Source organism: Shewanella sp. M16 (assembly GCF_018224605.1).
In the GTDB taxonomy this organism is placed as follows: Bacteria; Pseudomonadota; Gammaproteobacteria; order Enterobacterales; family Shewanellaceae; genus Shewanella; species Shewanella oncorhynchi.
In genome coordinates, this window is record NZ_JAGTUL010000012.1 from 42941 (window position 1) to 68480 (window position 25540).

The 25540-nt window shown below is 43.4% G+C and carries 18 protein-coding genes; 8 read left to right on the forward strand and 10 right to left on the reverse strand.

Going from position 1 to position 25540, the window contains the following annotated elements; all coding sequences use genetic code 11:
• Nucleotides 1–241 precede the first annotated feature (241 nt).
• Nucleotides 242–1093: a DMT family transporter gene (locus tag KFE26_RS10120; protein WP_212600326.1), complete on the forward strand. Its 852-nt coding sequence runs from the start codon at nucleotides 242–244 to the stop codon at nucleotides 1091–1093.
• A gap of 62 nt (nucleotides 1094–1155) precedes the next feature.
• Here KFE26_RS10120 and KFE26_RS10125 read toward each other — a convergent pair whose 3' ends face one another.
• The 3 genes from KFE26_RS10125 to KFE26_RS10135 form a co-directional block, all read right to left on the reverse strand.
• Nucleotides 1156–1695 carry a YfaZ family outer membrane protein gene (locus tag KFE26_RS10125; RefSeq protein ID WP_028760670.1) on the reverse strand — a complete coding sequence of 180 codons (540 nt, stop codon included), beginning with the start codon at nucleotides 1693–1695 and terminating at the stop codon, nucleotides 1156–1158.
• A 166-nt stretch (nucleotides 1696–1861) separates the two neighbouring features.
• The gene (locus tag KFE26_RS10130) at nucleotides 1862–2380 is read right to left on the reverse strand and encodes a GNAT family N-acetyltransferase (RefSeq protein ID WP_212600327.1); all 519 of its coding nucleotides are present in this window, start codon (nucleotides 2378–2380) and stop codon (nucleotides 1862–1864) included.
• Nucleotides 2381–2471: 91 nt separating this feature from the next.
• Nucleotides 2472–3842, reverse strand: coding sequence for a magnesium transporter (locus KFE26_RS10135; RefSeq protein WP_028760672.1), 1371 nt, complete (start codon nucleotides 3840–3842; stop codon nucleotides 2472–2474).
• 151 nt (nucleotides 3843–3993) lie between these two features.
• Here KFE26_RS10135 and KFE26_RS10140 point away from each other — a divergent pair, with 151 nt between their 5' ends.
• The gene (locus KFE26_RS10140) at nucleotides 3994–4479 is read left to right on the forward strand and encodes a glutathione peroxidase (RefSeq protein ID WP_106651117.1); all 486 of its coding nucleotides are present in this window, start codon (nucleotides 3994–3996) and stop codon (nucleotides 4477–4479) included.
• 1016 nt (nucleotides 4480–5495) lie between these two features.
• On the opposite strand, the gene KFE26_RS10145 is transcribed toward KFE26_RS10140, so the two are convergent.
• The 5 genes from KFE26_RS10145 to KFE26_RS10165 all read right to left on the reverse strand — a co-directional run bounded on the left by KFE26_RS10145 (nucleotide 5496) and on the right by KFE26_RS10165 (nucleotide 12557).
• Nucleotides 5496–7349 carry a M1 family metallopeptidase gene (locus tag KFE26_RS10145; RefSeq protein ID WP_212600328.1) on the reverse strand — a complete coding sequence of 618 codons (1854 nt, stop codon included), beginning with the start codon at nucleotides 7347–7349 and terminating at the stop codon, nucleotides 5496–5498.
• A gap of 613 nt (nucleotides 7350–7962) precedes the next feature.
• On the reverse strand, nucleotides 7963–8934 hold the full coding sequence (locus KFE26_RS10150) for a PstS family phosphate ABC transporter substrate-binding protein (protein WP_113941039.1): 972 nt from the start codon (nucleotides 8932–8934) through the stop codon (nucleotides 7963–7965).
• Nucleotides 8935–9333: 399 nt separating this feature from the next.
• Nucleotides 9334–10632: a phosphate regulon sensor histidine kinase PhoR gene (gene phoR, locus KFE26_RS10155; RefSeq protein ID WP_212600329.1), complete on the reverse strand. Its 1299-nt coding sequence runs from the start codon at nucleotides 10630–10632 to the stop codon at nucleotides 9334–9336.
• A gap of 80 nt (nucleotides 10633–10712) precedes the next feature.
• On the reverse strand, nucleotides 10713–11402 hold the full coding sequence (gene phoB / locus KFE26_RS10160; protein ID WP_006085167.1) for a phosphate regulon transcriptional regulator PhoB: 690 nt from the start codon (nucleotides 11400–11402) through the stop codon (nucleotides 10713–10715).
• A gap of 186 nt (nucleotides 11403–11588) precedes the next feature.
• Nucleotides 11589–12557, reverse strand: coding sequence for a porin (locus tag KFE26_RS10165; protein ID WP_168823290.1), 969 nt, complete (start codon nucleotides 12555–12557; stop codon nucleotides 11589–11591).
• 291 nt (nucleotides 12558–12848) lie between these two features.
• On the opposite strand from KFE26_RS10165, the gene rdgC reads away from it, so the two are divergent.
• Nucleotides 12849–13763: a recombination-associated protein RdgC gene (gene rdgC, locus KFE26_RS10170; RefSeq protein ID WP_113941038.1), complete on the forward strand. Its 915-nt coding sequence runs from the start codon at nucleotides 12849–12851 to the stop codon at nucleotides 13761–13763.
• 171 nt (nucleotides 13764–13934) lie between these two features.
• Here the strand turns inward: rdgC and KFE26_RS10175 are convergent, their stop codons facing one another.
• The gene (locus tag KFE26_RS10175) at nucleotides 13935–15746 is read right to left on the reverse strand and encodes a M61 family metallopeptidase (RefSeq protein ID WP_212600330.1); all 1812 of its coding nucleotides are present in this window, start codon (nucleotides 15744–15746) and stop codon (nucleotides 13935–13937) included.
• A gap of 134 nt (nucleotides 15747–15880) precedes the next feature.
• Between KFE26_RS10175 and KFE26_RS10180 the strand changes: the two genes are divergently transcribed.
• From KFE26_RS10180 to KFE26_RS10200, 5 genes are all read left to right on the forward strand, one after another.
• Nucleotides 15881–18043: a lipopolysaccharide assembly protein LapB gene (locus KFE26_RS10180; RefSeq protein ID WP_212600331.1), complete on the forward strand. Its 2163-nt coding sequence runs from the start codon at nucleotides 15881–15883 to the stop codon at nucleotides 18041–18043.
• A gap of 151 nt (nucleotides 18044–18194) precedes the next feature.
• The gene (locus tag KFE26_RS10185; protein WP_105249767.1) at nucleotides 18195–19751 is read left to right on the forward strand and encodes a GGDEF domain-containing protein; all 1557 of its coding nucleotides are present in this window, start codon (nucleotides 18195–18197) and stop codon (nucleotides 19749–19751) included.
• A gap of 56 nt (nucleotides 19752–19807) precedes the next feature.
• Nucleotides 19808–21163, forward strand: a complete 1356-nt coding sequence (ppnN, locus tag KFE26_RS10190) for a nucleotide 5'-monophosphate nucleosidase PpnN (RefSeq protein ID WP_028760679.1) — start codon at nucleotides 19808–19810, stop codon at nucleotides 21161–21163.
• A gap of 21 nt (nucleotides 21164–21184) precedes the next feature.
• Complete coding sequence (gene xni, locus KFE26_RS10195; RefSeq protein ID WP_212600332.1) at nucleotides 21185–22003, forward strand: flap endonuclease Xni; 819 nt, start codon at nucleotides 21185–21187, stop codon at nucleotides 22001–22003.
• Nucleotides 22004–22102: 99 nt separating this feature from the next.
• On the forward strand, nucleotides 22103–22525 hold the full coding sequence (locus tag KFE26_RS10200) for a DUF3192 domain-containing protein (RefSeq protein ID WP_028760680.1): 423 nt from the start codon (nucleotides 22103–22105) through the stop codon (nucleotides 22523–22525).
• Between the two features lie 99 nt (nucleotides 22526–22624).
• Here the strand turns inward: KFE26_RS10200 and KFE26_RS10205 are convergent, their stop codons facing one another.
• Nucleotides 22625–25459, reverse strand: a complete 2835-nt coding sequence (locus KFE26_RS10205) for a prolyl oligopeptidase family serine peptidase (protein ID WP_212600333.1) — start codon at nucleotides 25457–25459, stop codon at nucleotides 22625–22627.
• Nucleotides 25460–25540: the final 81 nt, after the last annotated feature.

A 25540-nucleotide genomic window follows, 5' to 3' on the forward strand; every position in this document is an offset into this window, starting at 1 on the left:
TTATTTAGTTAAAGGGCCATAGATCATTTTTACAGCTATGAAGAAAATGCTAATGCTGTCAATCTTAGTCGATAGTTGGATTTGTAGGTTAACTTTATGGCTACATTTAGTTTTTTACAATCAGTTAGGCTAAATTAGTCGGATATACCATACCTTATGATGCTATTTTAGTCTCAAAGTCCAAACTGCGGCATGAAATTCAAGATACACCTTAATACTGACTTATTTTTGCTGGGATCCTATGCAGCCTCTATTGATGATTTTAGCCGCACAACTACTGATTGCCAGCGGTAACCTATTGGTTAAGTTGCTTGAAACCAATGCGCCTGTTTTTCAACTGGTGCTCTACAGGCAATTATTTGCCACCCTGCTTGTACTGCCTTTTGTGTGGCACTTACAAGGTAATCTTAAACTGAGTCCTTTTTACAAAGTACATCTCGCCCGCGCGCTATTGATTGGACTGGGCAACGCCATTTTTATGCTCGCTATTTTGCATCTTCCACTCGCAACAGTAACAGCCGTGATTTATACCTCACCCTTGTTACTGCTAGTGCTATCGGCCATTTTTTTAAATGAACGTATTGGTTATCGACGCACGGTCGCAGGTCTTATCGGCTTTAGCGGTATTTTGCTTATCAGCCAACCAACAGAATTTAACCTGTACATAGGTTTAGCCTTTTTCGGTGCCATGACATCAGCGTTGAATAGTTTGATTTTAAAGGCCTATTCGACCCATGAACATCCTTTTTCCATGCTCTTTTGGTCTAATGCCTTTGCGATGATATTTCTGATACCTGCGACCTTATACGAAGGCGCCGAATTTAGTTTACCAGTGGCGCAAGTGGGGCTGACTTTGGGACTATTTTACATTGCCATGACCTATCTCATCATCCATGCCTATCGACGTGCCGATGCGAGCCAAATGGCACCAGTAGAATATACAGGATTGATTTTTGCAGCCTTGTTAGGCTGGTGGATACTCGATGAAGAACTCAGCCTAGTGATTTTAATCGGGATTGGATTGGTCATTTTATCATCCATATTACCAAGCTACAGTGAGCTAAAGGCGAAATGGAAAAGCCGGCGAAGTTAACCTCGCCGGCTCTTTAATTCGACATCTCGATCGCAATACAGCTAAATCAATAAGCCTTGTGCTTAGAAACGGAATTTACCGCCAATATACACACCATCTTCGAAAGTAAAATTGCGGGCATCATCGTATTCGAAGGCAATCTTGCGGTAACCAACATAAAGTGCCATATTTGGCGTTATACGGTATTGCACTTTTGAGTCTAATTCATAATGACCATCAACATTGCCAAATGACAATACAGACGGTGCATAGTAAGCCGCAGCGTGCAGTGAAATATTGGGTCCCATTGATAGTGCATAACGACCACCAACAGAAACAGCACTGCCATTGGGTGAATAGTCAGACCAAAGCTGGCTTAACTGAGCACCAACCTCAAAGTGATGCACACCCGCATCATGGGTCATGTGCATTGCACCTTGAGCGATATGGCCGCCTTCATCCGCATAGATATAACCCAAAACTGCGTTAGTATCTTTGTTCAATTGCAGTTCTAACTCAGTTGAAACCACATCGTTGTTCAACCCAAGATTAAATTCTGACGCATTCACTTGCAGCGCTGCTGCACTCAATAATAAGACACTTGCTACTCTGAACTTAGCCATAAAAAAACACCTCAATAATGACTGTGGGTAATAGCCGCGGATCATACCGAATAAATAAAGAAAATCAGCCTATTTGCGTATAAAGAGGGATTATTTGCGAGGAATATACAAATGTAAAACAAGATGAAAACACATTAAGATCTAAGTCTTTTCACTTACAATACAATTAGACCGCCGGGGTACGATCGCCAACTAAAGACTGCATTATCGCTTCAGCATCGACATTAACGCTTAAAGCTAAGTAATACCAACCCACAGTATTTCCTGTGCCACGGATACTCAAATAATTACGCCAAAATTGAAAACCTGCCTTCAATAAATTAGCTTGACTCGACGTGTTCTCGGCGCGAATTGTGGCGTATAAAATCAATATCCCTAAAGCCTTAGCCACTTCGATACGTTTTTGCGTTAACCCTTGTGCTATGCCTTGACGTCGATAATGGGGCGACACCACCAGATAACCCAGTTCACCGACAGTGCCTTTATCGACAGTGCCTTTACCAGCTTTTATCGCGGCGCAACCGACTATCTCACCCTCGATAGTTTTCGCTAAGATCACCGCACGGGAATGGAAAAAGACCTGATGATCCAACGGATGAGCATTATCATCACGCCCATCAATTAATTGTGCCGCCAGCGCTAATTCTTCCGGCTTTTTACCTATAACAAACTGAATGTTATTCATATCCAGATTAAACCGTTAATGTTCCCAACATACGGTGAATGCACACCAAATTGCCGTGCATTCATCTTCCAAACTCACCCAAGAACCCACGCTACAGATATAACAACGTCGCCATACCTAAGAAAGTAAAGAAACCCACCACATCGGTCACTGTCGTTAAGATCACTGAACCCGATAACGCCGCATCTTGATTAAACTTCTGCAACACCATAGGCACTATCACCCCAGCAATAGCGGCAACGGCCATATTAATCAATATCGCACAGCCAATCACTATGCCTATCGTCGCTTCACCGAACCACCAGCCAGAGACTAAACCTATCACTATCGCCCACAAAAATCCGTTAACTATGCCAATGCCGAGTTCGTTTTTCATTAGCGAAAACAAGTTACCCGCCGAAATCTGTCCCATGGCCATACCGCGGATCATTAGCGTTAGAGACTGGCTCCCCGCGATACCGCCCATAGAAGCGACAATCGGCATCAACACAGCTAATGCAACCACTTGCGATAGGACATTTTCAAATAAACCAATAGTCGCTGAGGCAAGGAAAGCCGTCAGTAAATTGATCCCAAGCCATACTGCACGGCGCTGAGCACCTTTCATAATAGGGGCGAACAAGTCGTCGGATTCATCCATACCCGCTGTTGCCATCAACTGCGCCTCATAATGCTCACGCACTAATGCCGTTGCGGTTCGTAGCGTCACTCGGCCGATTAACTCTCCGGACTCATCAATCACAGGCAATTCAATTTCGCGGCTGTGCTCTATCGCTTCGGCCGCTTCCAAAAGACTCGTATCGGCGGATAACGCACGGCAGTCCTCAGACAAAAGTGAAATCAATAACTCATCGGGATTATGTTTAAAAATATCATAACGACGAACAGTACCTTGATACTTATCCAGATCATCAACGATAAACAAATTGTCGTTACAATCGAGCTCTATACGGCGAAAGAAGCGCTGCGCTTGAGCAACTGTCGCCTTATCACTGAGCACCAACATTTGATGATCGGTATAACGGCCGATTTCATTCTCAGAGTATTGATCATAAAGTTCGAATCGTTGTCGCTGACGCTCCCCCATCTGAGCCAAGGCACGATCGGTAAAACTTTCAGGAAGATAATCACTCCACTCAATTAAATCTTCAGGGCTTAATTGCGCAAATAACAAATCCACTTCATTGTCAGGCATCCGCTTCAGGATCCCCATACGTGGATCGGCACGCATCAGGCTCAGCACAGTCACTCTGTCAGCAAATTCAACTTGCTGCCAACGCTCATAACGCTCATCCAAGGGCAAGGATTCAAGCGCTAAGGCTATGGTTCCAGGTTCTGAGTCATTCAGAATTTCACTAAACACTTCAGCCTGTTCTTCGCCTTCAACTTCAGTGAGTTGTTGAACTACTTGCCCCACATCCGCTTGCATGTTTGTTTCGTATTCTGCGTCATTTTCTATCACACAGATGCCCTTTTCTTTAGCCACAAAATTGCTGTAACTATATTGATAATTAAGTAAATTAGCAAACCCACAAAATAAATTGCGCGCAATTATATTGCTGAAAATTATTTTAAGGTTTATGCTGTTTGGCTAAGATCCTACGGAGGTGAACATGACTACGAATATATACAGCCAATCAGCAACAGACATTCAAGGCAACGCGGTAAGCTTAGAGCAGTATCGGGGCAAAGTACTCTTAATCGTCAACACCGCCAGTGAATGTGGATTTACACCGCAATACAAAGGATTAGAAGCGCTATATCAAAAATACAAAGATCAAGGATTAGTGATTTTAGGCTTTCCTTGCAATCAATTTGGCGCCCAAGAAAAAGCCGATGAACAAGGCATTCAAGCCTTTTGTGAATTGAATTTTGGCGTGACGTTTCCGCTATTTTCTAAAATAGAAGTGAATGGCGAACATACGCATCCACTTTATCAATACCTTAAGAAAGCCGCTCCCGGCGTATTAGGCACTCAAGGTATTAAATGGAATTTCACTAAATTTTTAGTTAATCGCCAAGGCGAAGCAATCGAAAGATTTGCATCAACGACCAAACCCGAAGCATTAGAAAGTAAAATTGCTGCTTTGCTAAAATAATTTAATCACTATCTATTTGAAATCTTGCAATTTATAAAAATTTAGATTTATTTTAATTTTTTATGGAACTTTAACCGTACAAGGCCCCTCAAATGTATTGAACAGTGAATGTCTTTTTCATGTTCATCATCTCCCTGGGGCTTCTAGCGCAGTCCCCTTGACCTAGGAATAGGTCATTAGGCAACCATTAGGTTGCCTTTTTTTATCCCTTTATTTTATATGTAATATAAATGTAACAACTAAGTGTGGGCACTCAATATCTCTCAAAAACTTTTTTTGTCTTTTTTCTGATATCGGTGAACTTAATTAAAAATGGCGACTCTGAGTATAGGTAAGGATTAACGGATAAGATTAAATGCACCTTGAGAATGAAATATGTGAAGTCGCAGTTTCATGCACTCAAATGACACAGTTTCTGTTTTATCGCATTGAGTCGAATTGGTTGGTCGTTCATCATCATCTCCCTTTTGGGACGCAATAGAAAACACGCTAGCGCACTGAATTCTATTTGTATCCCGCACTGATTTCCTTGTGGCAACCTTAGGTTGCCATTTTTTTTACTCAAATTTCAACAAGCGCTAACGCTAGCTTATAGATTAATAAACTGACACGCGTTTAATTTTTTATCCCCATGATTTTAATGTAGAAAAAATGTAACACTTAAGTGTGAGTACTCAGTATTCCCCAGAAAAATGTCCCATAAAATCTTTTTTAAACTTTTTGGGATTTTTTTCTGATATCAGTGAACTTAATTAAAAATGGTGACTCTGAGTATAGGTAAGGATTAACAGATAAGATTAAATGCACCTTGAGAATGAAATATGTGAAGTCGCAGTTTCATACCCTCAAATGACACAGTTTCTGTTTTATCGCATTGAGTCGAATTGGTTGGTCGTTCATCATCATCTCCCTTTTGGGACACAATAGAAAACACGCTAGCGCATTGAATTCTATTTGTATCCCACACTGATTTCTTTGTGGCAACCAATAGGTTGCCATTTTTTTTACCTAAATTTCTATAAGCTGAGTGATTTGTCCAATTGAACTTGAATCGAAGGATGATAGCCTGCACGAGCCTTTGTATAGATGTCTTTTAATTCAGAGTGATATCCCGCAATTTGTAACTCAGCATAGAGTGGCCGCACAAATTTACCGCGTCCAATACGCACTAAATAGGCACTTAATGCCGGCAACACAGGATCATAATGATTACGAATCGCGACTCGAAACCAATCACAGGCAATTTCTGCATTAGTCGATTGGGTTAATTGGAAGGTTTCATCCAGATCCATCAATTGAACTTGACTAACGACTTCAGGTAATTGGGTCAGAAAATATTGCCAATGGTGCACTCGCCAATCTTTAACGCTTAATCGGCCCGCTGCCGTTCCCTGTAGAAAACACGCCAGCGCATCATCGACTTTATCTAAACTCATGGATGTTGGTCCGCAATAGCCCTCAGGTAAGCCTTCACCATAAATCCACGTTAATAGTTCAGCTTCAGTGATTTTATCTGCGTGTAATTGCAGTAAAGTTTGTTTTGCGTACTCGACAAACACTTCGGTGGTAATGGCTTTAAACGCAAAATGATTCACATAAGTGAGTAAAAATTTATCAAACTCTACTCGCCCTAGCCTGCGCTCTAAATCATGGACAAACATCGAAGCCTTATCATAAGTAAATCGATTAAAAGCAAGATTAGGATCGTCCTGCTGCACATTAGCGGGTAAAGTTTGCTTACCCGTAGGCAAAGACGCGATTTCTTCTTTTAAGCGACCAAACTCTATTACCCATTCTAATTCTGCCTGTTCTTTGCCGTAGACAGCCTCGACAATACGGTTAGTAAAATAGGTCGTGAAACCTTCGTTTAACCAGAGATCACGCCAAGTCGCATTACTGACCAAATTGCCCGTCCAAGAATGCGCTAACTCATGGGCAACGGTTGACACTAAGCTTTTATCGCCAGCAATGAGTGTGGGCGTTAAAAAGGCTAAACGCGGATTTTCCATTCCACCGAATGGGAAACTCGGCGGCAAGATAATCATGTCATAGCGGCCCCATACGTAAGGACCTAACAATGACTCGGCAACGTCGAGCATATTTTCAGTATCTTCAAACTCTTTTGCGGCGGCCGCTAGCAGGCTCGGCTCGGTATACACGCCGCATCTTGGACCTATCGCTTGAAAGGCAATATCACCCACAGCCAAGGCCATTAAATGGGTCGGAATAGGCTGTTCCATCTCAAAGTGAAACACACCATTAAGTGGCGTATCGGGATGATTCATCGCGCTCATAACGGCGCGCATGCCTTTGGGCACTTGCACCTTAGCATCAAAAGTGATCCGCGCCTTAGGCGTATCTTGTAATGGGATCCAACTGCGGGCATTGATCGGTTGCGATTGACTAAAGAGGTAAGGTAACTGTTTACCCGCGGTTTGCTCTGGCGCTAGCCACTGTAATCCTTGGGCGGACGGAGAGGTTTGATAGTGAATACAAACCTGCTTGCATGGAGATTCTGGTAACGTGATACACAATTTTTGCCCGAGGATGGGGTCAGCTTCATTAAGCACAAAGTCGAGCGGTTCATCATCCATTTCTGTTAATGCATTCACCCCCTCTATACCATTAAAGCAAGTCACAGCAAGTATGGTTAGATCTCGACTATCAAGCCAAAGCTCTGTTACATCACACTCAAGAAAATCCAAGGACAGCGTCGCTTTAGCGAAAAGACGCTGCGCGTCAAAATCCACCATGACATCCAAAGAGACATGGGTCACTTGCACTTGTTCGGTATTCGCAAAAGAATGGTAATCTCGGGTTAAATCCCAAGGGGCTACATCAGCTAATGTACTCTTAGTTGGTTGCAACACTGTCGCCTCGATATTCAAGTTTTGAGCGGTATGTTCTAAATAGTGAGTTATTAGTTACCTTGCTGTGGTGACGGGCTTGATAACTTATCACTAATCATTGGAAGGTATTATCGACTGCAAATTTACTCAGAGGCAAATCGTAACTGAGCTTTAAAGATCCTTAGGAACAAGTTTTTTGTAACAGTTCATCTTTGGGTGTAGGTACCGAGTTTGCAATAAGCTATCTCTAGCTTGCTGGATTTATCGGTAGTCACAGTAGAAGCAGCTAAAATTGAGACGTGCAAACTTGGCAAAAATCGAGTCAGCCTCTTTTTATAAAAACAAAATGCAAAATTATTTAAAATATTTCGCACTTTCCCTGAACTAATTTGATGATGCTGAGTCAGATATTATGAACCGAATCTTTGTAATGAGTTTCTTCGTTCATCATCATTCTCCTTTAGATGGTTTCTAGCGCGACCGTCCCAAGATTCCGAATTGGAATTTACAGCAACCTACTTAGGTTGCTTTTTTTATGTCTTTAATTTGGTCTAAACCTGACATCATTACACATTTAAAACCACAAAAACAAAAAGGACCTCCTGAGAGGTCCTTGATTAACAAGCCGTTTGGCTTACAAGCGAATACCTACTTGCTCTAAATCTTTAGCAACTACGCTATTAGGCACAGGTACATAACCGTCTTTTTCTACCACTTGCTGACCTTGCTTAGACAACACATAACGCAGGAATTCTTTTTCCATTGGTGCTAAGTCTTTGTTTGGTTGCTTGTTCACGTAAACGTATAAGTAACGTGATAGTGGGTAAGTACCATTAGCCGCGTTTTCAGCTGTAGCTTCGATAAACTCATTGCCTTTCTTAGCGATGGCAACAGCTTTAACACCTGCAGTTTTGTAACCGATACCTGAGTAGCCAATCGCATTCAAAGATTGAGAAACAGATTGCACAACAGAAGCTGAACCAGGTTGCTCGTTTACGTTAGCTTTAAAGTCACCTTTACAAAGCGCGTGCTCTTTAAAGTAACCGTAAGTGCCCGATACTGAGTTGCGACCGTAAAGTTGAACGTCTTTGGCAGACCAGTTACCGTCTAAGCCTAAATCGCCCCAACGTTGGATGTCACTGCTACCACATTTGTGAGTTGAAGAAAAAATGCCATCAACTTGCTCAACGCTTAAGCCTTTGATTGGGTTATCTTTGTGCACGAATACGGCTAAAGCATCGATAGCTACACGAATCGCAGTTGGCTTATAACCAAAATGCTTTTCGAACGCTTCAACTTCATTAGGCTTCATCTTACGGCTCATCGGACCGAACTGTGAAGTGCCTTCAGTCAACGCTGGTGGCGCAGTAGAAGAACCCGCCGCTTGGATCTGAATGTTGACGTTAGGGTACATTTGTTTAAATTCTTCTGCCCAAAGTGTCATCATGTTGGCTAAGGTATCTGACCCTACAGATGATAAGTTGCCAGATACACCGCTCGCTTTTTCATAAGTAGGCAAAGATGGATCAATCGATGCCATCGCAGTGGCAGAGAATACACCAGCGGCTGTTAGAGTAATCGCGCCGACAAGCTTTTTCAGTTTCATTATGTGCTCCAGTAGTAAGCTAACTAATTTGTAACTTAAGTTTCTTCAGACGCAGCCAGTATCAATCGCTACAATGACAATTCTATGTCCGTGATATGACACTTAAATGACAATGCACTATTTATCGCTTTTTTCTGTCATTAATACCAATCACATTAAATATCTAATCAGTTCAGAGCCTCACAGGCATTTAAATCCAAGGCGCATTGACGCAGAAATGGTCATTCATGCAACACCGGAGTGGGATGCCTGTGTGGCTCCCGAAGGGCGGATTTCAACGCGCTGAATGAACAGATATTTAATACTATTGGTATAATAAAGACTCAATAAACCTAGAAATAAAAACAGGCCCTAATGGCCTGTTTTTAATATTTATTGTAAATATTTCACTCACACATACTATTTCTTACGTTCGATAAGATGCAAAGGGATAATAAAGCTAAAAGTACTGCCTTTACCGACTTCACTGCTGATTTTAAGCTTACTGTGATGGTGGTTAAGCGCATGTTTTACTATCGCTAAACCTAAACCACTACCACCGGTTTGCCTTGAGCGCGCACTGTCTACCCGATAAAAGCGTTCCGTTAATCGACCAATATGCTGAGCCGCAATACCTTCACCCGTATCCGTTACGCTAAAGATGGCACCCGTAGCCACACTGCACCACTGCACTGTAATTTTCCCGCCAGGTTCTGTGTAACGAATCGCATTAGAAATCAAGTTAGAACAGGCACTTCTCAGCTGCAATTCATTGCCGTGAGAATCAAGTCCAGGCTCACAATAGAAACTCAACTCATACTTATCTTGTGCCAGCGCCTTAGCTTCCTCCTTGAGCACCTCCATCAACTGCGTCATATTCACAGTGTTTTCGAGGTTAATATCCGCCGCATCTTCAATTCGCGATAACATCAATAGCTGTTCGACCATAGATTGCATTCGTCGCGTCTGCTGCTGCATCAATGCTAACGGCTTGACGTTCATCGAATCAGGCTCTGCCATGCTTTGCATCATTTCGAGATAACCCTGTAGCACAGTGAGCGGCGTTTTTAATTCATGCGACACATTAGCGACAAACTCTTTACGCATTCCCTCAAGCTGACGTATACGAGTGATATCCCGCGCAATTAACAGTAACTGTCTGTCACCGTAAGCCATGATACGGATTTCAAGCAAACGCTTATCCGATACTGGCGAAGGTAACTCCAGCGGCTCTTTGTATTGTGCGGATTTAATGTAAGCAGAAAAATCAGGATGACGGATTAAATTATCGATTCGTTGACCATTATCCTGTGGCCACACAAAACCGAGAATGAGTTGCGCTAACTTGTTGCACCATAAAATATTATGTTCTGAATCAAGCACGACAGCGGCATCGGGTAACGCCTCAGCACCTTGACGAAATCGTGCCAGCAGTGCGGCCAGTTGACCGACACGCCGACGATTCTTCCCTTGAAGGCGATAAATACCGTTAAATACACCTTCCCAGCTCCCACTGCCCTGCGGCGGCGTGAGTTTCCTATCCCGCCATAACCAAAAGTTAAGCCGTGATAATTGCCGGTAATGCCAGCAAACTAACCCTAGCGTGCCGATAAAGAGTATCCAGAGAAGTTTCCCTACCAATAAACCTATTAGCGCGCAAAGCAGTAGATATAAACCTAAGCGCGTAAACAACCGATACCCTGAATAAGAGTCAGACATAAATAAACCCAAACATCAGGCTAAATAAGAGGAGCACAAGATAGCGTAAAAGCTAACTTGTGCCTAACAGTTATTCAGCACTAAATGCGTGTAGAGAAACGATAACCAGCGCCACGAACCGTTTGGATCAAGCGATCATGACCAGACTCTTCAACGGCTTTACGAAGGCGTCTGATATGCACGTCAACGGTTCTGTCTTCAACATACACATTGGTGCCCCACACATTATCGAGCAGCTGTTCACGGCTGTAAACACGCTCAGGATGGGTCATGAAAAAGTGTAATAAACGAAATTCGGTTGGGCCCATATCTAATACAGTTTCACCCACACTCACCCTGTGACTCACAGGATCGAGCATTAAGCCCTGTACATCAATGGTTTCTTCTAAACGAGTCGGTGCACTACGACGCAATACGGCTTTAATACGTGCGACCAGCTCTTTAGGGGAAAAAGGTTTAGTGATGTAATCATCGGCGCCAACTTCGAGGCCTTTGACTTTATCTTCCTCTTCACCGCGGGCGGTTAACATAATGATCGGAATTTGGCGCGTAAATTCATCTTGCTTTAAGCGTTTCGCCAATTGAATACCACTTCCGCCAGGAAACATCCAATCCAATAAAATCAGATCGGGGTAAGGCTCCTTTAGCAGCGCAATGGCCGAATCAAAATCTTCCGCCGCAGAGGTTGTAAACCCATGCTGTTCCATTACAAAAGTCAGCATCTCGCGGATGGCCAACTCGTCTTCTACTATCAATATCCTTGCAGTCATAAGTGATTTTCTGTCAGTGAATGTCAACACGGCTATTATTAGTCATTTTTATTACAGATTTATGAATAAGTGCGCCGCTTGAGCCATATAGTAGTAATATTTGTCATAATAAGTTTATATAACTGTTTGTTTATAGCAATAAAAAAGGAGGCTATATGCCTCCTTAATTGAGCTTTAATGCTAGATTTAGAATTTGTGTTCTAAGCCAACACCAATGTATTTGTCATCATCTGTAGACGCTTCTAACGAACGGTTCGTGTAGAAAGCGAATAGTTTAGTTGGCTTACCTAAGCTGTAGTCTGCACCTACCGACCATGAATCACCAAGTTCTTCCATATCTTGGAACTGAGCTTTTAAAGTAACAGCATCGATATCATAGGCAGCGCTTAATAGATAGCCGTTAGCACTTTCTGCAGTGACTTCAACTGGCATCGACGTTGCAGAATCAAATTTATAGGTTTGCTCTTGTTGCTGGTACATACCACCCAGTTTAATACCGGCTAACTTAGCTTGTAAGCTGGCACGAACAATCTCATATCCAGACACATCTGAGTCATAAGCAAGAGAGGCATAAACGGGTGTTTTCTTCAGTTTCGCATCACCATACATGGCCGCTAAGCTAAAACCATCTTGAGCAAATTGACCTTTTACATCATTTCCTTCGGCAACATAGGTAACGCCGAATACAAAATCACCAAAGGAAGGCGTAAGGTAAGTCGCCGTTTGAGCAGCGCGAACTTCACCCTTGAACAGCTTACCTAAGTCACCTGAAAGGTCGTTAAACTGATCAACATCACCTTGAGAAATTTTCAACAAGGTATCATTACGACCCACAGAGAACGAACCAAATGCGCCTTTCAAACCAACAAATTGGTTACGTGCAGTAAAGTTATCGCTTGATGCTGCACCTGTATCAACTTGATATTCCACTGTGTAGAAAGCTTCCAGCGAGCTAGACAGCGCAAAATCACCCTTCACACCAAAACGAGAAGCATTACTTTGAATAGTTGTTGTAGCATCACCTTTCTCATCATTTGATTGAGCAGTGACATTCAACTTACCATAAACAGTCAGTGGCTCAGCGGCATTAGCTGAAGCCAGAGTTGCAGAAGCTAGCGCAGAAGCAAGTAGAGTTTTACAAAAAACGTTCATCATTTAATCCTTTCGACGTTATGTTCGTCTTGGTTATTGGTTTGGAACGACCGAAAGTTTGCAATGAATGTGTTTCAATTTTATTTCAATTGTGACCATTAACGTTGGCGTGCAAAAAAGCTGACGCGAAGCCAGGCATAAAACCCAGTAAAAATGCGGGCTGCAGCTAAGCTAATTATTATGTTACAGTTTAATGAATTCTGATCCTCAGTTAAAAATCAGCTATTGAACACAGGTTTACCCCGCCCAAACTATGCCGTAAACTGCCACTTTAATTTTCAATGGGCGCCTCTTATGTGGTTTAAAAATCTTACTCTTTATCGTTTCAATAAACCTTTTGCCGTCGAAACCGAAGCGCTAGAAACTGCGTTGGCCGATTTCACTTTCTCCCCCTGCTCAAGCCAAGATGTCAGTAAATTTGGTTTCTCAAATGCGTTAGGCAAAAAAGGCAGTTCTTTGGTCCATAGCGCTGACAATCGCCATCTGATCTGCGTGACTAAAGAAGAGAAAATTCTGCCAGGCCAAGTCATCAAAGAAGCCTTAGAAGAAAAAGTGGCTCTCATTGAAGATGAAGAAAATCGTAAACTGGCGAAAAAAGAAAAAGATGCGCTAAAAGATGAAATCATCACTAGCCTACTGCCACGCGCTTTTTCGCGCCGAAGCCAAACCCACGCCTTGATTTTACCTGAGCTAGAAATGATCCTCGTTGATAGTTCAAGTGCCACTAAGGCCGAAGAATTATTAGCGTTATTACGTAAAGCTCTCGGCAGTTTACCTGTGATCCCACTGAGCTTTAAAGCGCCAGTCGAATCCAATTTAACTGAATGGTTAAAACTTGGCAGCGCACCATTACCCTTTGAAATGCAAGACGAAGCCGAGCTCAAATCTGAAGCTGATGAAGGCGGAATTGTGCGCTTTAAGCAGCAGGATTTGAAAGAAGACGAAGTGTTAGCTCACTTAGCAACAGGTAAGCAAGTACACAAGTTAGCGCTGCATTTCGGCCAATCGATTGCACTATTATTGCAATCAGATGCCAGCGTGAAGCGCCTTAAATTCTCTGAAGAATTTAGAGCAGGGAACGATGAAGTCGGCACTGACGATCCTATGGCTCGTTTAGATGCAGACTTTGCCCTAATGGGCAGCGAGTTAGTCGCCTTGATGCATGCACTCGTGGCCGCCCTTGGTGGACTCGAAGACGCACAAGTTTAAGCAAAACTCGTTAAGCAGACGAGATCTGCAACTCGCTTGTTAGACTGAGCCGTACAAGATAAGAAAAGGCGCCCCCATCAAAATAATGGTTGCGCCTTTTTTATGACGATTTTACTTTAGGTGGCTTTAAGACAAAGGCATTTAGATGCTAAAGATGAAGTCCTAACCACATTAAGCTTTAATCGCTAACTCGCCTTTATTGTCAAACGGCCAATCAATGCCTAACCAAGTCTTGAAGAAAGCTTTTTGCTGTTTAGTCGCTTTTGCATCCCCCTTGAGCACTAGCTTACCGCTTTGCTGCTCGCCAAGGGTGAGCTGTACTTGCTTGATTTTATCGTTGCTAAATAATATCACCTCTACACTATCGCCAACCTTAAAGTCTTTGATGCGCTTATAGAAACCCGCAGCAGTCACCTTGAGACCATTAATCGCTAATACTTCATCCCCCGCAACTATACCCGCTTGCCAAGCAGGACCATTACGCAACACTTGGTCTAACACTAAAGAGCCATGGGTACTGCTCAAGGTCATTCCCGCAAATGCCTCAGCTTTTGAATCTTTACCATAGGACAGATTTAACCCTGCCTGTGATAATAATTCTGGGAAATCTAAACTCATGGGACTATTCACATTGGCTTGCCACCAAGGTGCATAATCTTTGCCGGATAAGTCTTTAAGAATATACTGAACATCACTAACACCATAGCCTTTTGGTACGCGATGTTCTTGATATAAACGACGGTGCACATCGCGATATGAATACTTAAGTTCGGAGTCTTGCAGTAATGAAAAATCTAAGGCTAAAGAGGTTAAGTAACCCTCTGAGTAAATATTTACACTGTGGTTAATAGCATAATCGCCACCGATACTGCTCCACTCCCCTGCACTCGCCTCTGCCACAGATTGAGTTTCACGACCCGGATTGAGTTGGTTTTTCTCGACGCGCTTGGCTAAATCTTCGAGGAACTCTTTAACTGTTATGACTCCAGCCCGCAACAGCAACTGATCTTGAAAATAACTGGTAGATCCTTCGGCCATCCACAGTAATTCCGTCATATTTTCATGTTGATAATCGTAGGGAACTAATCCCTCTGGGCGATAAGCCTTCACGTTCCAGGTATGGATAAACTCATGGGATGCTGTGCTAATAAAGCGCAGATAGTCCTTGCGTTCACGGAAACTAAAGCGCGGCAGCTGAATGACAGTAGAGTTTAAATGCTCTGTCGCGCCACTGGCACCACTCGTTGCATGCACCATATAAACATAACGATCAAAAGGATAATCATCCCAAATCACCTTGGCTTGACCGCTTAAGGCTTTAAGATCTTTTACTATTTTATCCGTGTCATAGTTACCTTCACCCCAAAACACCAATTCATAGTTTTTACCATTAGCACTAAATTGTTTATGGGTACTCATACCAGTTTCAATCGGGGAGTCGATCAACACATCATAATTAGGGGCAATAAAGGAATGAGCGGCCTTACCCGATGACATCCCAGAGTAACTTTGCCAATTTTTAGGCACTTTTAATTCTACGGATATTGGTTCAGAGCGAAATTGCGGACTGTACATGAACACACCGCTAGCATCTAAATAGGCATGGCTCGCGTCAATATGGCGCACCCTTTGGCCTAATTCATTAGCATACAATTGATAACTGACGGTAACACGGGTTGGCTGCGTGAGCGCCACTTGCCATTCACCGCTCGCGGTGCGCTTCCATTGCAGTTCATGACCTTGACTATCTTTAGCACTAAATAAGCGCACACCATCGGCCAAAGGCAATACTTGATATTTGCCCGTCCGCCACACAGGGAGATTCACCGTAAAATCGTTCGTCTTCACTTCAGGAAAAGTGACACTCACTTGGGCAATATGGTGTTCGGGTTTAATAAGGTCGATTTGGTATTTCACATCGGCCAATACTTGACCCGAAAATAATGCGCTCAATATCAAGATTGATAGTCTGTTGGGTTTCACTCTTGCTTCCTTCTGTTATTATGCTTCTTATGATTTTTCCAAGTATAACAAGTCGATGTAGCATCCTCATTAGGCGCTAACAAAAGCTAACAAAATAAGTTCTTTGACTAAAGGAATGAGGAATCACAGTTCAAATGCAAAAACTCACGGTTATTTTATTTACTCTGTTGCTGTCACTGCCTTTTACTGTCCAAAGCCGAGATCTTGAAGCGGATGAGGTTGAGTTAAGAGAATCACCGCAGCAAATGTATGATGCGCTCAACAAAACGATTTCCTTTCCCCTTGCATTTCAAAACCGTGACCAATTTGAGCGCGCAGCCCAAGAGCAAGGTTACAATCCACTCGAATTTGAACAGATTTTGTATTTACTGGCCCGCCTCAATATGGAGCCAAACGTTAAAACCAAGGTCGATTTTCAAAACGCAAAAAGCTTGATTGAACTCCTATCGACTGCGGCGCAATCACCCTACGAACTTGCCATGGTCGCCATGTTAAATGGCCGTTACCTTGGCCGTACTGCACAGAAATATCAAGAAGCGATTGGTCTTTATAACGAAGCGCTCACCCGCATCAACGACAGCTATGACATCGAAGCATTAATTCTTAAACACAATATTCATGAACATCTAGGTGGCTTACATTTATTGATCCGCCAAGAAGTGCCAGCACTGATGCACTTCCACACATACCGCGACATTGCCTATAAACTCAGAAACGATTACTTAATCGCGGCGGCTGAAGCGAGGCTTGGCTTTTATTACAATTTTAATCAGCAGCTTACAAAATCATTACAGCATTATAGTGAAGCGATTCGGATCTCTAATCGTTCTAATTACCCATCAATGAAAACCAATCTGCAATTGCAACTTTCTAAAGTATACCGTGACTTAAAGCAGTGGGATGAAGCGCTTAAAAACGCTCATGAAGCCGCAGCTGGCTTTAAAAAGATGGGCAATGACACTTATCTTTCAAGTTGTATGACAGTGATCGCTATGGTCTATGGCGAACAAGGGGATTGGCATAAAGCGATTGATTACTACCTAAATGCCCAGCAATTAGATGCAAAACGCGGTAACTACATCGCACAGGGGCTTAATTTCCATAATTTAGGACAAGCCTACTCAAATATTAAAGACAATGTTAACGCCCTAAAATATTTACTGATGGCCAATCAAATATTCAAAGAAAAACAAAGCCATCACTATCAAGTTTATAACGAACTCTTAATTGGTGAAATCGCCCAAACCAACCAAGATTGGCCGCTGATGATGGCCCATGCCGATATCGCATTAGCACTCGCGGTCGATTTAAAACTGGTCGATGAACAAAAATCCGCACTCACCCTTATCGCCTCGGCGGCGCAAAAATTAGGTGAATTATCAAAAACCATCGATGCCCAAGCCCGTATCATTGAGCTAGGTAAAAAGCCAGCCGAGACAGATAAAGACTCCCCAGTGTCGGCCTCTGCCCTTGCAGAGCAACAGCTTAAACTTGAGCTCAACATGCTACAGGGAAAACTCGTTGAGACAGTGAAAGAAAGCAACAACACTCACACGCTACTGCTCATTTGCAGCCTTATTGCCGGACTCTTGCTGCTCGTGATTGTTTTCGTGCTACAAAATCGTCGCAAAATAATGGCTAAAAACGCGGCATTAACTCAATTAACGCTACAGGAACCCTTCACTCACAATTTAGGGTATGCCGCATTATTAGCGCACTTAAGCCATAATCAAAGTCAGGAATCCACAACGGCACTCGCGATTATCGCCTTCCCCACCCAACTTACGGCGGATCTGGACTATGGCCAATATTTTAGTGATGCAGTAACAGCGCAAATTGCCAATCATCTAACGGATGCACTTGCAGCATCTGTTTATGTGGTACGCCAAGGGGTATTTGCGGTTCGGTTCACGCAACCTATTGAGCCGACACAAATACTCAGCCAAGTACGCCTGAAACTCGATCAACAGCAAATCACACATAATTTCCGTCTTGGCTTTGCGCATTTGCCACTTTTAGCGAAATCAGAAATTAAAATGGCCGCGAAATTAAAATTTGAAACAGTGCAGATGGCGCTTGCCTGTGCCCGTAGTTTAGGTGGAAATAACGACTATTATGTCGCTCTCAGAGCCCTCGACTTTGTTCCTTTGAGCTTATTTGCAAACCCGTTATTTTTGCACCTTGAAAAAGGCATTGAGCGTGGATTAATCAGATTAGAGACCAACGGCAATAAAGAGGATATTCGCTGGCCTTGCTGGGAAAATAACCAAGATAGGCAATTATTGGAAAATATTTGATCAATATCGGTAATTAATCACAGAGTCACAGGCAAATCGCATTTGCACTCTACGCCCAGTGTTATAACATTAGTATCATATGAGTTAACAGCTAATCTGGACATAGGATTGTCATGTTTTTTAGCCTTGCAGAGTTAGGACAATACTCAGGATGAAGGATTCAAGCGCTACAGTTTCACAACTTGCCTTGCTGCAACAGAAACTCCATTCGGCCAAACTTGCCCTTGATGAAGTTAATGAAGATAGAAATGCAAAGTTACAGACATTACTCCAATTTATTGGTCACTTAAGCCTCGCCTGTAAAGGGCAAAATCTTGAGCTGGATAATAAACTCGCCAAACTTCGCCATAACTTAAATACGTTTGAGCGAGTCGATGAGGCATTGCCAGAATTAGTTGATGTCGAGCGCCTGCTAAAAGGCCAATATCACCATGTGATGGTACAACTCGAAGAGAGTCGTACTGGTTTGTCACAGGTGATCCGTCAGATCCAACGTGTTAACTCTGCACCTGAAAAGCTCAAAAAAGAAGTCAATTACTTCAAGCAAGATCTGGCGAAACCTTTTCATACTGTATGGGAATATATACCCAAAGTTAAGCAAATCATTGGCTTCTACGAAACCATATTACAGCTACAATTTAGCGAATCTGAAAAACTTGATGTCTTACCAAAGCACAGGCAGCTAGCCCATGAGCTGGCGCAGATGATTTCGGAAATCGAGTTCCGTAAAGATCAACGTGACCAAGTATTAGTGATCAAAGAAGTACTCTCTTCTGAGATTGAAGTTGACAGCTTGCTCGAAGCCTACCAAACCATTTTAGCGTTATTGCTTGATAATATCGCCCGCGAGAAATCGGCATCCCAAGAGTTTTTGTTTGCACTCAATGATGCCTTAGCCGCAGTACGTGAGGTGGTGAGCGAGTCTTACAATCACAATCAACGTAGCTTCCAATTAAAAACCCAGCTGAATCGTGAGATTAACACCCGCGTCGATAACGCAGGTGAAATCATTATCGATGTGGAAGACGTCGTTGACCTTAAAGCTCAACTAACAGAGCAACTTAACTCTATCCGCTCGGCATTAGCCCGTAAAGAAGCCCTAGAGCAAAGAGAGCAAGCTCTGCTGCGCAAGTCGATGGAGACAATGCGCAAAGAGCTTAATGAGTTAAGTAGTGAGGCTAACACCTACAAAGAGCGTTTGTTTGAACAACAAAAACTCAACTTACTCGACAGCTTAACTCAATTGCCTAACCGTGCGGCATTAGAAGAGCGCATGGAGCTAGAATACCGTAACTATCAACGGCATAAGTCCCCGCTGTGGGTTGCCGTTGCCGATATCGATCACTTCAAAACTATCAACGACAGTTTTGGCCACAGTACAGGTGATAAAACCTTGCAAGTTATAGCAATGGCATTGAAAAACTCACTGCGAGATACAGAATTTGTAGCCCGCTATGGCGGTGAAGAATTTGTACTGCTATTACCTGATGTAGCCCCTGCTGATATCGCTCAACTTTTAAACAGAGTGCGCGAGAAAGTAAAAAATATTCCATTTAAATTTAAAAATCAGAGAATTACAGTTACAGTATCTATAGGGGCTGCGCAAGTTATGGGAAGTGAACTCATACATGAGACCTTTGAACGCGCCGATGCAGCACTCTACAAAGCGAAACACGAAAGCAGAGACAGGGTTGTGATTGACGTATAATTAAGCCCCACTATACGCCTCCTCTAATCACTCCTGTCATGACGAAGGAGTGGTAAATGATAGTAAAAGTCAGCCCAAAAGGCAGCATGGATCAGCTTTCGCAACTTGAAGTTGATCGACTCAAAAATAGTGCCAAAAGTGCCCTATACCAACTGTACCGCAACTGCTCCTTAGCAGTGCTTGCCGCGGGTTTAAAAACCGACAACTCTAAAGCCCTATTCGAGCAATACCATGATTTCGACATCAACGTTTTACAACGGGAGCGTGGGGTAAAATTAGAACTGATCAATCCCCCCGAACAAGCCTTTGTCGATGGTCAAATTATCACGGGAATTCAAGAGCATCTGTTCTCAGTCTTACGCGATATCCTTTATATCAGTGATAGATATGACTCACTAAAACACATTAATCTGACCAATGCCCACCATATCACCAATGTGGTGTTTGATATTCTGCGTAATGCGCGGGCGATAGCACCGATGAAAGACCCTAATGTGGTCGTCTGTTGGGGCGGACACAGTATTAATGCCATCGAATACCAGTACACACGTGAGGTAGGTTATCAACTTGGCCTGAGGGAATTAGATATTTGTACAGGCTGTGGTCCTGGTGCGATGGAAGGTCCGATGAAAGGTGCGGCGATAGGTCATGCCAAGCAACGGATTAAAAATGCACGATATATTGGTTTAACTGAACCAAGTATTATTGCCGCCGAGCCACCGAATCAAATTGTCAATGAACTGGTGATCTTACCCGATATTGAAAAGCGCCTCGAAGCTTTCGTGCGCTTAGGCCACGGCATTATTATCTTCCCTGGCGGTGCTGGCACGGCTGAAGAATTGCTCTATATATTGGGTATTTTACTTAACGAAGAAAACCAACAAACGCCTTTCCCGCTGATACTCACAGGCCCAACGGAGAGCGCAGATTACTTCATTAAGATTGATGAGTTTATTGCCTCAACCTTAGGACCCGAAGCTCAAAAAAAGTACCAAATTATCATAGATAATCCCACTGAAGTGGCACGCATCATGAAGCAAGGAATGGAGCAAGTAAAAGCCTATCGCCGCTCAACGGGTGATGCTTACCAATATCAGTGGGCACTGAAGATTGAGTCTGAGTTTCAGTTACCTTTTATCCCAAGCCACGAAGTGATGGCAAACTTAGATCTACACTTCCAAACCAATAAAGCCGAACTTGCCGCCAACCTGCGTAAAGCGTTTTCAGGTATAGTGGCGGGTAACGTCAAGTCGGAAACAATCAAGCACATAGAGCGTGATGGCCCCTTCCAATTAAAAGGCGATCCTAAGCTCATGGATATGATGGATAAACTCTTAAGTGCATTTGTACAACAACAAAGAATGAAGCTTCCAGGAAGCGCCTATATTCCTTGCTATCAAATAGTGAAATAGAGAGCGAAGCAACAACAGCCCATGAACAAGTTTTTAATCATCGATGGTCTCAACTTGGTTCGCCGCATCTATGCGGCGATCCCCGATGAATCCGATATGCAAAGCCTCACAGAGCGCGTCAGTTTGGCGTGTACTAAACTGCTGCGGGTGCATCGCCCTACCCATGTGGCTATCGTGTGGGACGGTGATGAAATCTCATGGCGTAAACAGCTTTACCCCGATTACAAAAAAGGCCGTAAACCTATGCCAGAGCCGCTGGCAAAAGGCCTTGCTGCGCTGCAAGATCACTTAACCATGATGAACATTGGCTCTATTTATGCGGCGGCTGAAGCAGATGATGTGATTGCCACTCTAGCGATAAAAACAGCCAAAGCGCAGGGTGAAGCCATTATAGTGTCCACCGACAAAGGTTTTAGTCAGCTCAATCATCGCCAAATCAGCCAGTGGGATTACTTTAATCAGCAGTACTTAGATATCGCTGCATTGGAACAAAAACTCGGTGTCGAACGCAGTCAATTTCTCGACTTGATGGCATTAGCGGGCGATAGCGGTAATAAAATTCCCGGTATTGCAGGCATTGGCCCTAAATCAGCCGCCGAATTATTGAAAACCTTTAGAAGCTTACCAACCTTATTTTCATCGCTATCTAACTTAGGCGCTAAACAAGCCAAAAAACTTGCCGAAGGTAAGGAGATGGCAAGACTCAGCTATAAGCTCGCACAGTTACAAACAGACCTGCCACTCAATATTAATTTAAAAGATTTTCGCGTGATGAACTCCTTGCCTGATAATAACTATCTGCCTGAAAACCCCAATCAATCCTGCCTAAACATCTGTTAATATAAAGTTGCAATTAACGCATTTACCTTAGAACAACAAAAGCGTATTTTATGGACGTAATAACGTGACTCATTTAATGAGGTAAAGGAATAACTGTAAATGAAATCAAAAGTTTCGGTAATCATCGGTAGCATTTTCGCCGCCTACGTCGCCTTTGTCGCTGTGGTGGTACTCGTTTATGAACCTACGCCAGATGACATGAGTTGGGAGGACCGACAGTCCTATAACAGCCAAAAAATGAACGAGTTAGCGCTAGGGCAAAATATCGTTTCAGTAAAACAGTTACTAGGTAAAGCTGACTTTTCAGAGGCCAAAGCCGTAAAAGAAACCAAGCTACAGGTGCTCTTTTATCGCACTCACCATGAAAAATCAGACGGTGTAACCACGAAAGAGGAATGTACCCCACTTATTTTTGAAAATGATCAATTGATTGCTTGGGGCCAAGATACCTATAAGCAATATCTCGATGCAGATACTGACACAGCCCTCAGCTCTGCCCAAGAGACATTAACCAGTAAATAAATACGACTGACAGTTAAATAAAAACGCCACCGAATCGGTGGCGTTTTTATTTTGACAATCAACGAATTGACTCAGTTGTAAAACAACTAAACCAATTGCCTATTCATCATCGGCCTTATACTCGACATAGGCTTCACCTTTGCTGAGCCATTCTGGCGCGGGTTTTCCCTTCAGATAATGGTCGAAATATTGCATCATGCGAATGCTGTAATCGAGCTTGTTCGGGTACTTTTTCAAGTGATGCGGCTCATCCTCGTATTGTAAGAACACCACTTCTTTACCCGCACGGCGCATGGCTAAGTACATTTCAACACCTTGTTCCCAAGGCACTGCATCGTCCTTATCACCAAACATGATCATCAAAGGCGTTTGAATACGGTCAGCATAAAATACTGGCGAGTTTTCAATATACTTTTGCGGCGCGGCAAACAAACTTGCGCCAATACGACTCTGTCCGGTTTCATATTGGAACTGACGCGCAATACCTGTGCCGTGGCGAATACCGCTATAGGCACTGGTCATATTCGATACTGGAGCACCTGCAACCGCCGCCTTAAACATCTTAGTTTGAGTAATAGCAAACGCCGTTTGATAGCCACTCCAAGAATGACCTTGCAAACCAATAGCATCGGGATCAGCAATTCCTATTTCAATCAGCTTTTGCACGCCAGAGGTGAGCGCTTGTACTGAGCTCGCCCCTGGGTAACCAATTTCAAAGCGAATGTCCGGTAGGAACACCGCATAGCCATTATTGATGTACCAAGCAAAGTTAGGTCTGTGGTTAATGTTCATCTGCGGGAAGGCGTGCAGTCTATCCGTCATAAAGCGATAGTAATAAACCAGTACAGGATAGCGCTTACCCGCTTGATAATTCGTCGGCTTGATCAGCACGCCATCTAACGGTTTACCATCACCATTTGTCCAGTGAACTAACTCGGATTGGCTCCAGTTAAAGGCTTGACGCTGCTTATCTAAATCGGTTTGCTTAACTGCATTTTGCGGTGCGCTATAGCTGGCCGTATACAAGTCAGGGAATACGTCAAAACGTTCCTTAGAAAACACGATAGTATCGGCGTCTTTACTGCGTCCCAATACTGTCAGCTTATACTCACCTTGCATCAACGTCTTCACGCCTGCTTCACCCAAGGTGGCTTGATAAAAACCATCGGCCTTGGTTTTATCACTATAACCGTGGAGTAACATAGTGGCGTTATAGGTAAGCTCTGTCGGCTCATCGGGATTATCGACTAAGCCCTCAAGGCGATATTGAATTTTCTGAGTGCGCCCTTTTCCTGCGGTTAAGGCAAAGCCCGCCTTAGATTCGGTATTAAACTGCCAAACATCGTATTTGTCGTAAACCAAGAAACCCGCATCATTTTTAAGCCAAGGACCAAAACCATATCCTGGAGCACTGGATGGATAATCGTGGTCTTCATCGGCAAAACTAACCTTTAGGGATTTTGTGAGATTAGTGCGACGGTCCTGTGCAATATCATAGAGATACACATTACCTTGCTGATAATAAGCCACATACTTGCCATTTCCCGACAGCGTAGGCTCGGCATCACTCGGCTGTTGTGTCAAAAATGGCACTTTACTGCCAGTATTAATATCGACCAGATAATAATCTTGGTAGAACCCTGCCCAAGTTGCCATCTTGCGATAGGGCAAATCTGAACTGGCCAACATAAAACGTTTATGTTGTGAAATCGTCACATCTGGAACAGTTTTATCGCCAAGCTGCACCACGTTATTTGAGCCTAAATGCAATACCGCAAGGTAAGTGCGTTTTTGCTCATCCTCATATTGCTTGATTTCATTAGGCTTAATACGAGGATCATCCCCATGCCACACCTTAAGTCCACGCTGTCCGGTGACAATATTTGTATCGAACAGGTCTTTTTCTTCGGTGATCTTCTGCAAACTGAGCTGCTGACTCACCTCTGGTACACGGCCAAAGAACAACCTTTCGCTGTCCAATGAGAAGCTTAAACTTGTGTAGCGATTCAGTTTCCACTCGGGTGACTCAGGGATTTTACTGATTTTACCCGATTGCAAATCGACCAGCGATAACTGATAGCTGCGGCCATAAGGTAACTCACTGTCTTTGCCCTGCGTAAATGCAAGCCAACGACCATTTTTAGCCAGCGCTAACGCACCAATCTGTTGGCTAGGCGAATCAAAGGCAACGGTTTTTTTGTGAGTGTTTAAATCGACTAACTGCAATTGATGCTGTTTATTGGCGATATCATTCACCGCTAACGCAAGTCGGCGGCTCGCCTTATCAAACACATAACCTGTCACTTGCTCAACATCGATGCGCTTAGTTTGATCGTCTAAACTGATCAAACTAAAACGGCGGCCTTGGTCAAACTTATCAACCTTTGGCTTATCCGCTTTCGCTGGGGTTTGTGTGCCTGCTTCAGCGAGTTTTTCGCTGGCTTTAGGCTCAGCATCTTTTTTGGACTCTTCATCAGCCTCAAACCAAATCGCCAAATGCTTACCGTCATCACTGAACACGAATTCCTTCACGCGCTCAAAGCGGGTTTGAGTGCCCGTTTGGGTATCGAGTAATACCATGTCAGATTTGAGTTTTTTCTTCGCCTTGGCATCACTCGTTTCCCGCGTGAGCAAACTCGGTTTGACCACCACAGCCACAAAGCGGCCATCGTGACTCACTAAAGGATCTGACCCACCCGCAATTTGATAGCTTTGCTGCGACAGGACATTTTTCACAATGACGTGACTATCCCCGCGATCGGGCGCAGACTCGACCGCGATGACTTGCCCCTTGTCTGCAATAACCGGCTTTTCAAGGGATTCAAAATGCATAATGTCTGTTAGGGTGAGCGGTTTAGTGCTGGTTTCAGCCTGCACTGCTGGCAATATTCCAAGGGATAACAAAACCAGAGATGTGATAGGGATTAACTTCAATGTCTTCCTCTTTTATATATTTGTTAGACTAAAGTAGACTTTTTTAACCATTGGCTCTCCATCATGGTGAGAACCCAGTAT

What these genes read in the sequence shown, in the direction of transcription:
- KFE26_RS10120 (WP_212600326.1), top strand. Translation starts at nt 242, where the DNA reads ATGCAGCCTCTATTGATGATTTTAGCCGCACAACTACTGATTGCCAGC.
- KFE26_RS10125 (WP_028760670.1), bottom strand. Translation starts at nt 1,695, where the DNA reads ATGGCTAAGTTCAGAGTAGCAAGTGTCTTATTATTGAGTGCAGCAGCG.
- KFE26_RS10130 (WP_212600327.1), bottom strand. Translation starts at nt 2,380, where the DNA reads ATGAATAACATTCAGTTTGTTATAGGTAAAAAGCCGGAAGAATTAGCG.
- KFE26_RS10140 (WP_106651117.1), top strand. Translation starts at nt 3,994, where the DNA reads ATGACTACGAATATATACAGCCAATCAGCAACAGACATTCAAGGCAAC.
- KFE26_RS10150 (WP_113941039.1), bottom strand. Translation starts at nt 8,934, where the DNA reads ATGAAACTGAAAAAGCTTGTCGGCGCGATTACTCTAACAGCCGCTGGT.
- phoR (WP_212600329.1), bottom strand. Translation starts at nt 10,632, where the DNA reads ATGTCTGACTCTTATTCAGGGTATCGGTTGTTTACGCGCTTAGGTTTA.
- phoB (WP_006085167.1), bottom strand. Translation starts at nt 11,402, where the DNA reads ATGACTGCAAGGATATTGATAGTAGAAGACGAGTTGGCCATCCGCGAG.
- KFE26_RS10165 (WP_168823290.1), bottom strand. Translation starts at nt 12,557, where the DNA reads ATGATGAACGTTTTTTGTAAAACTCTACTTGCTTCTGCGCTAGCTTCT.
- rdgC (WP_113941038.1), top strand. Translation starts at nt 12,849, where the DNA reads ATGTGGTTTAAAAATCTTACTCTTTATCGTTTCAATAAACCTTTTGCC.
- KFE26_RS10180 (WP_212600331.1), top strand. Translation starts at nt 15,881, where the DNA reads ATGCAAAAACTCACGGTTATTTTATTTACTCTGTTGCTGTCACTGCCT.
- KFE26_RS10185 (WP_105249767.1), top strand. Translation starts at nt 18,195, where the DNA reads ATGAAGGATTCAAGCGCTACAGTTTCACAACTTGCCTTGCTGCAACAG.
- ppnN (WP_028760679.1), top strand. Translation starts at nt 19,808, where the DNA reads ATGATAGTAAAAGTCAGCCCAAAAGGCAGCATGGATCAGCTTTCGCAA.
- xni (WP_212600332.1), top strand. Translation starts at nt 21,185, where the DNA reads ATGAACAAGTTTTTAATCATCGATGGTCTCAACTTGGTTCGCCGCATC.
- KFE26_RS10200 (WP_028760680.1), top strand. Translation starts at nt 22,103, where the DNA reads ATGAAATCAAAAGTTTCGGTAATCATCGGTAGCATTTTCGCCGCCTAC.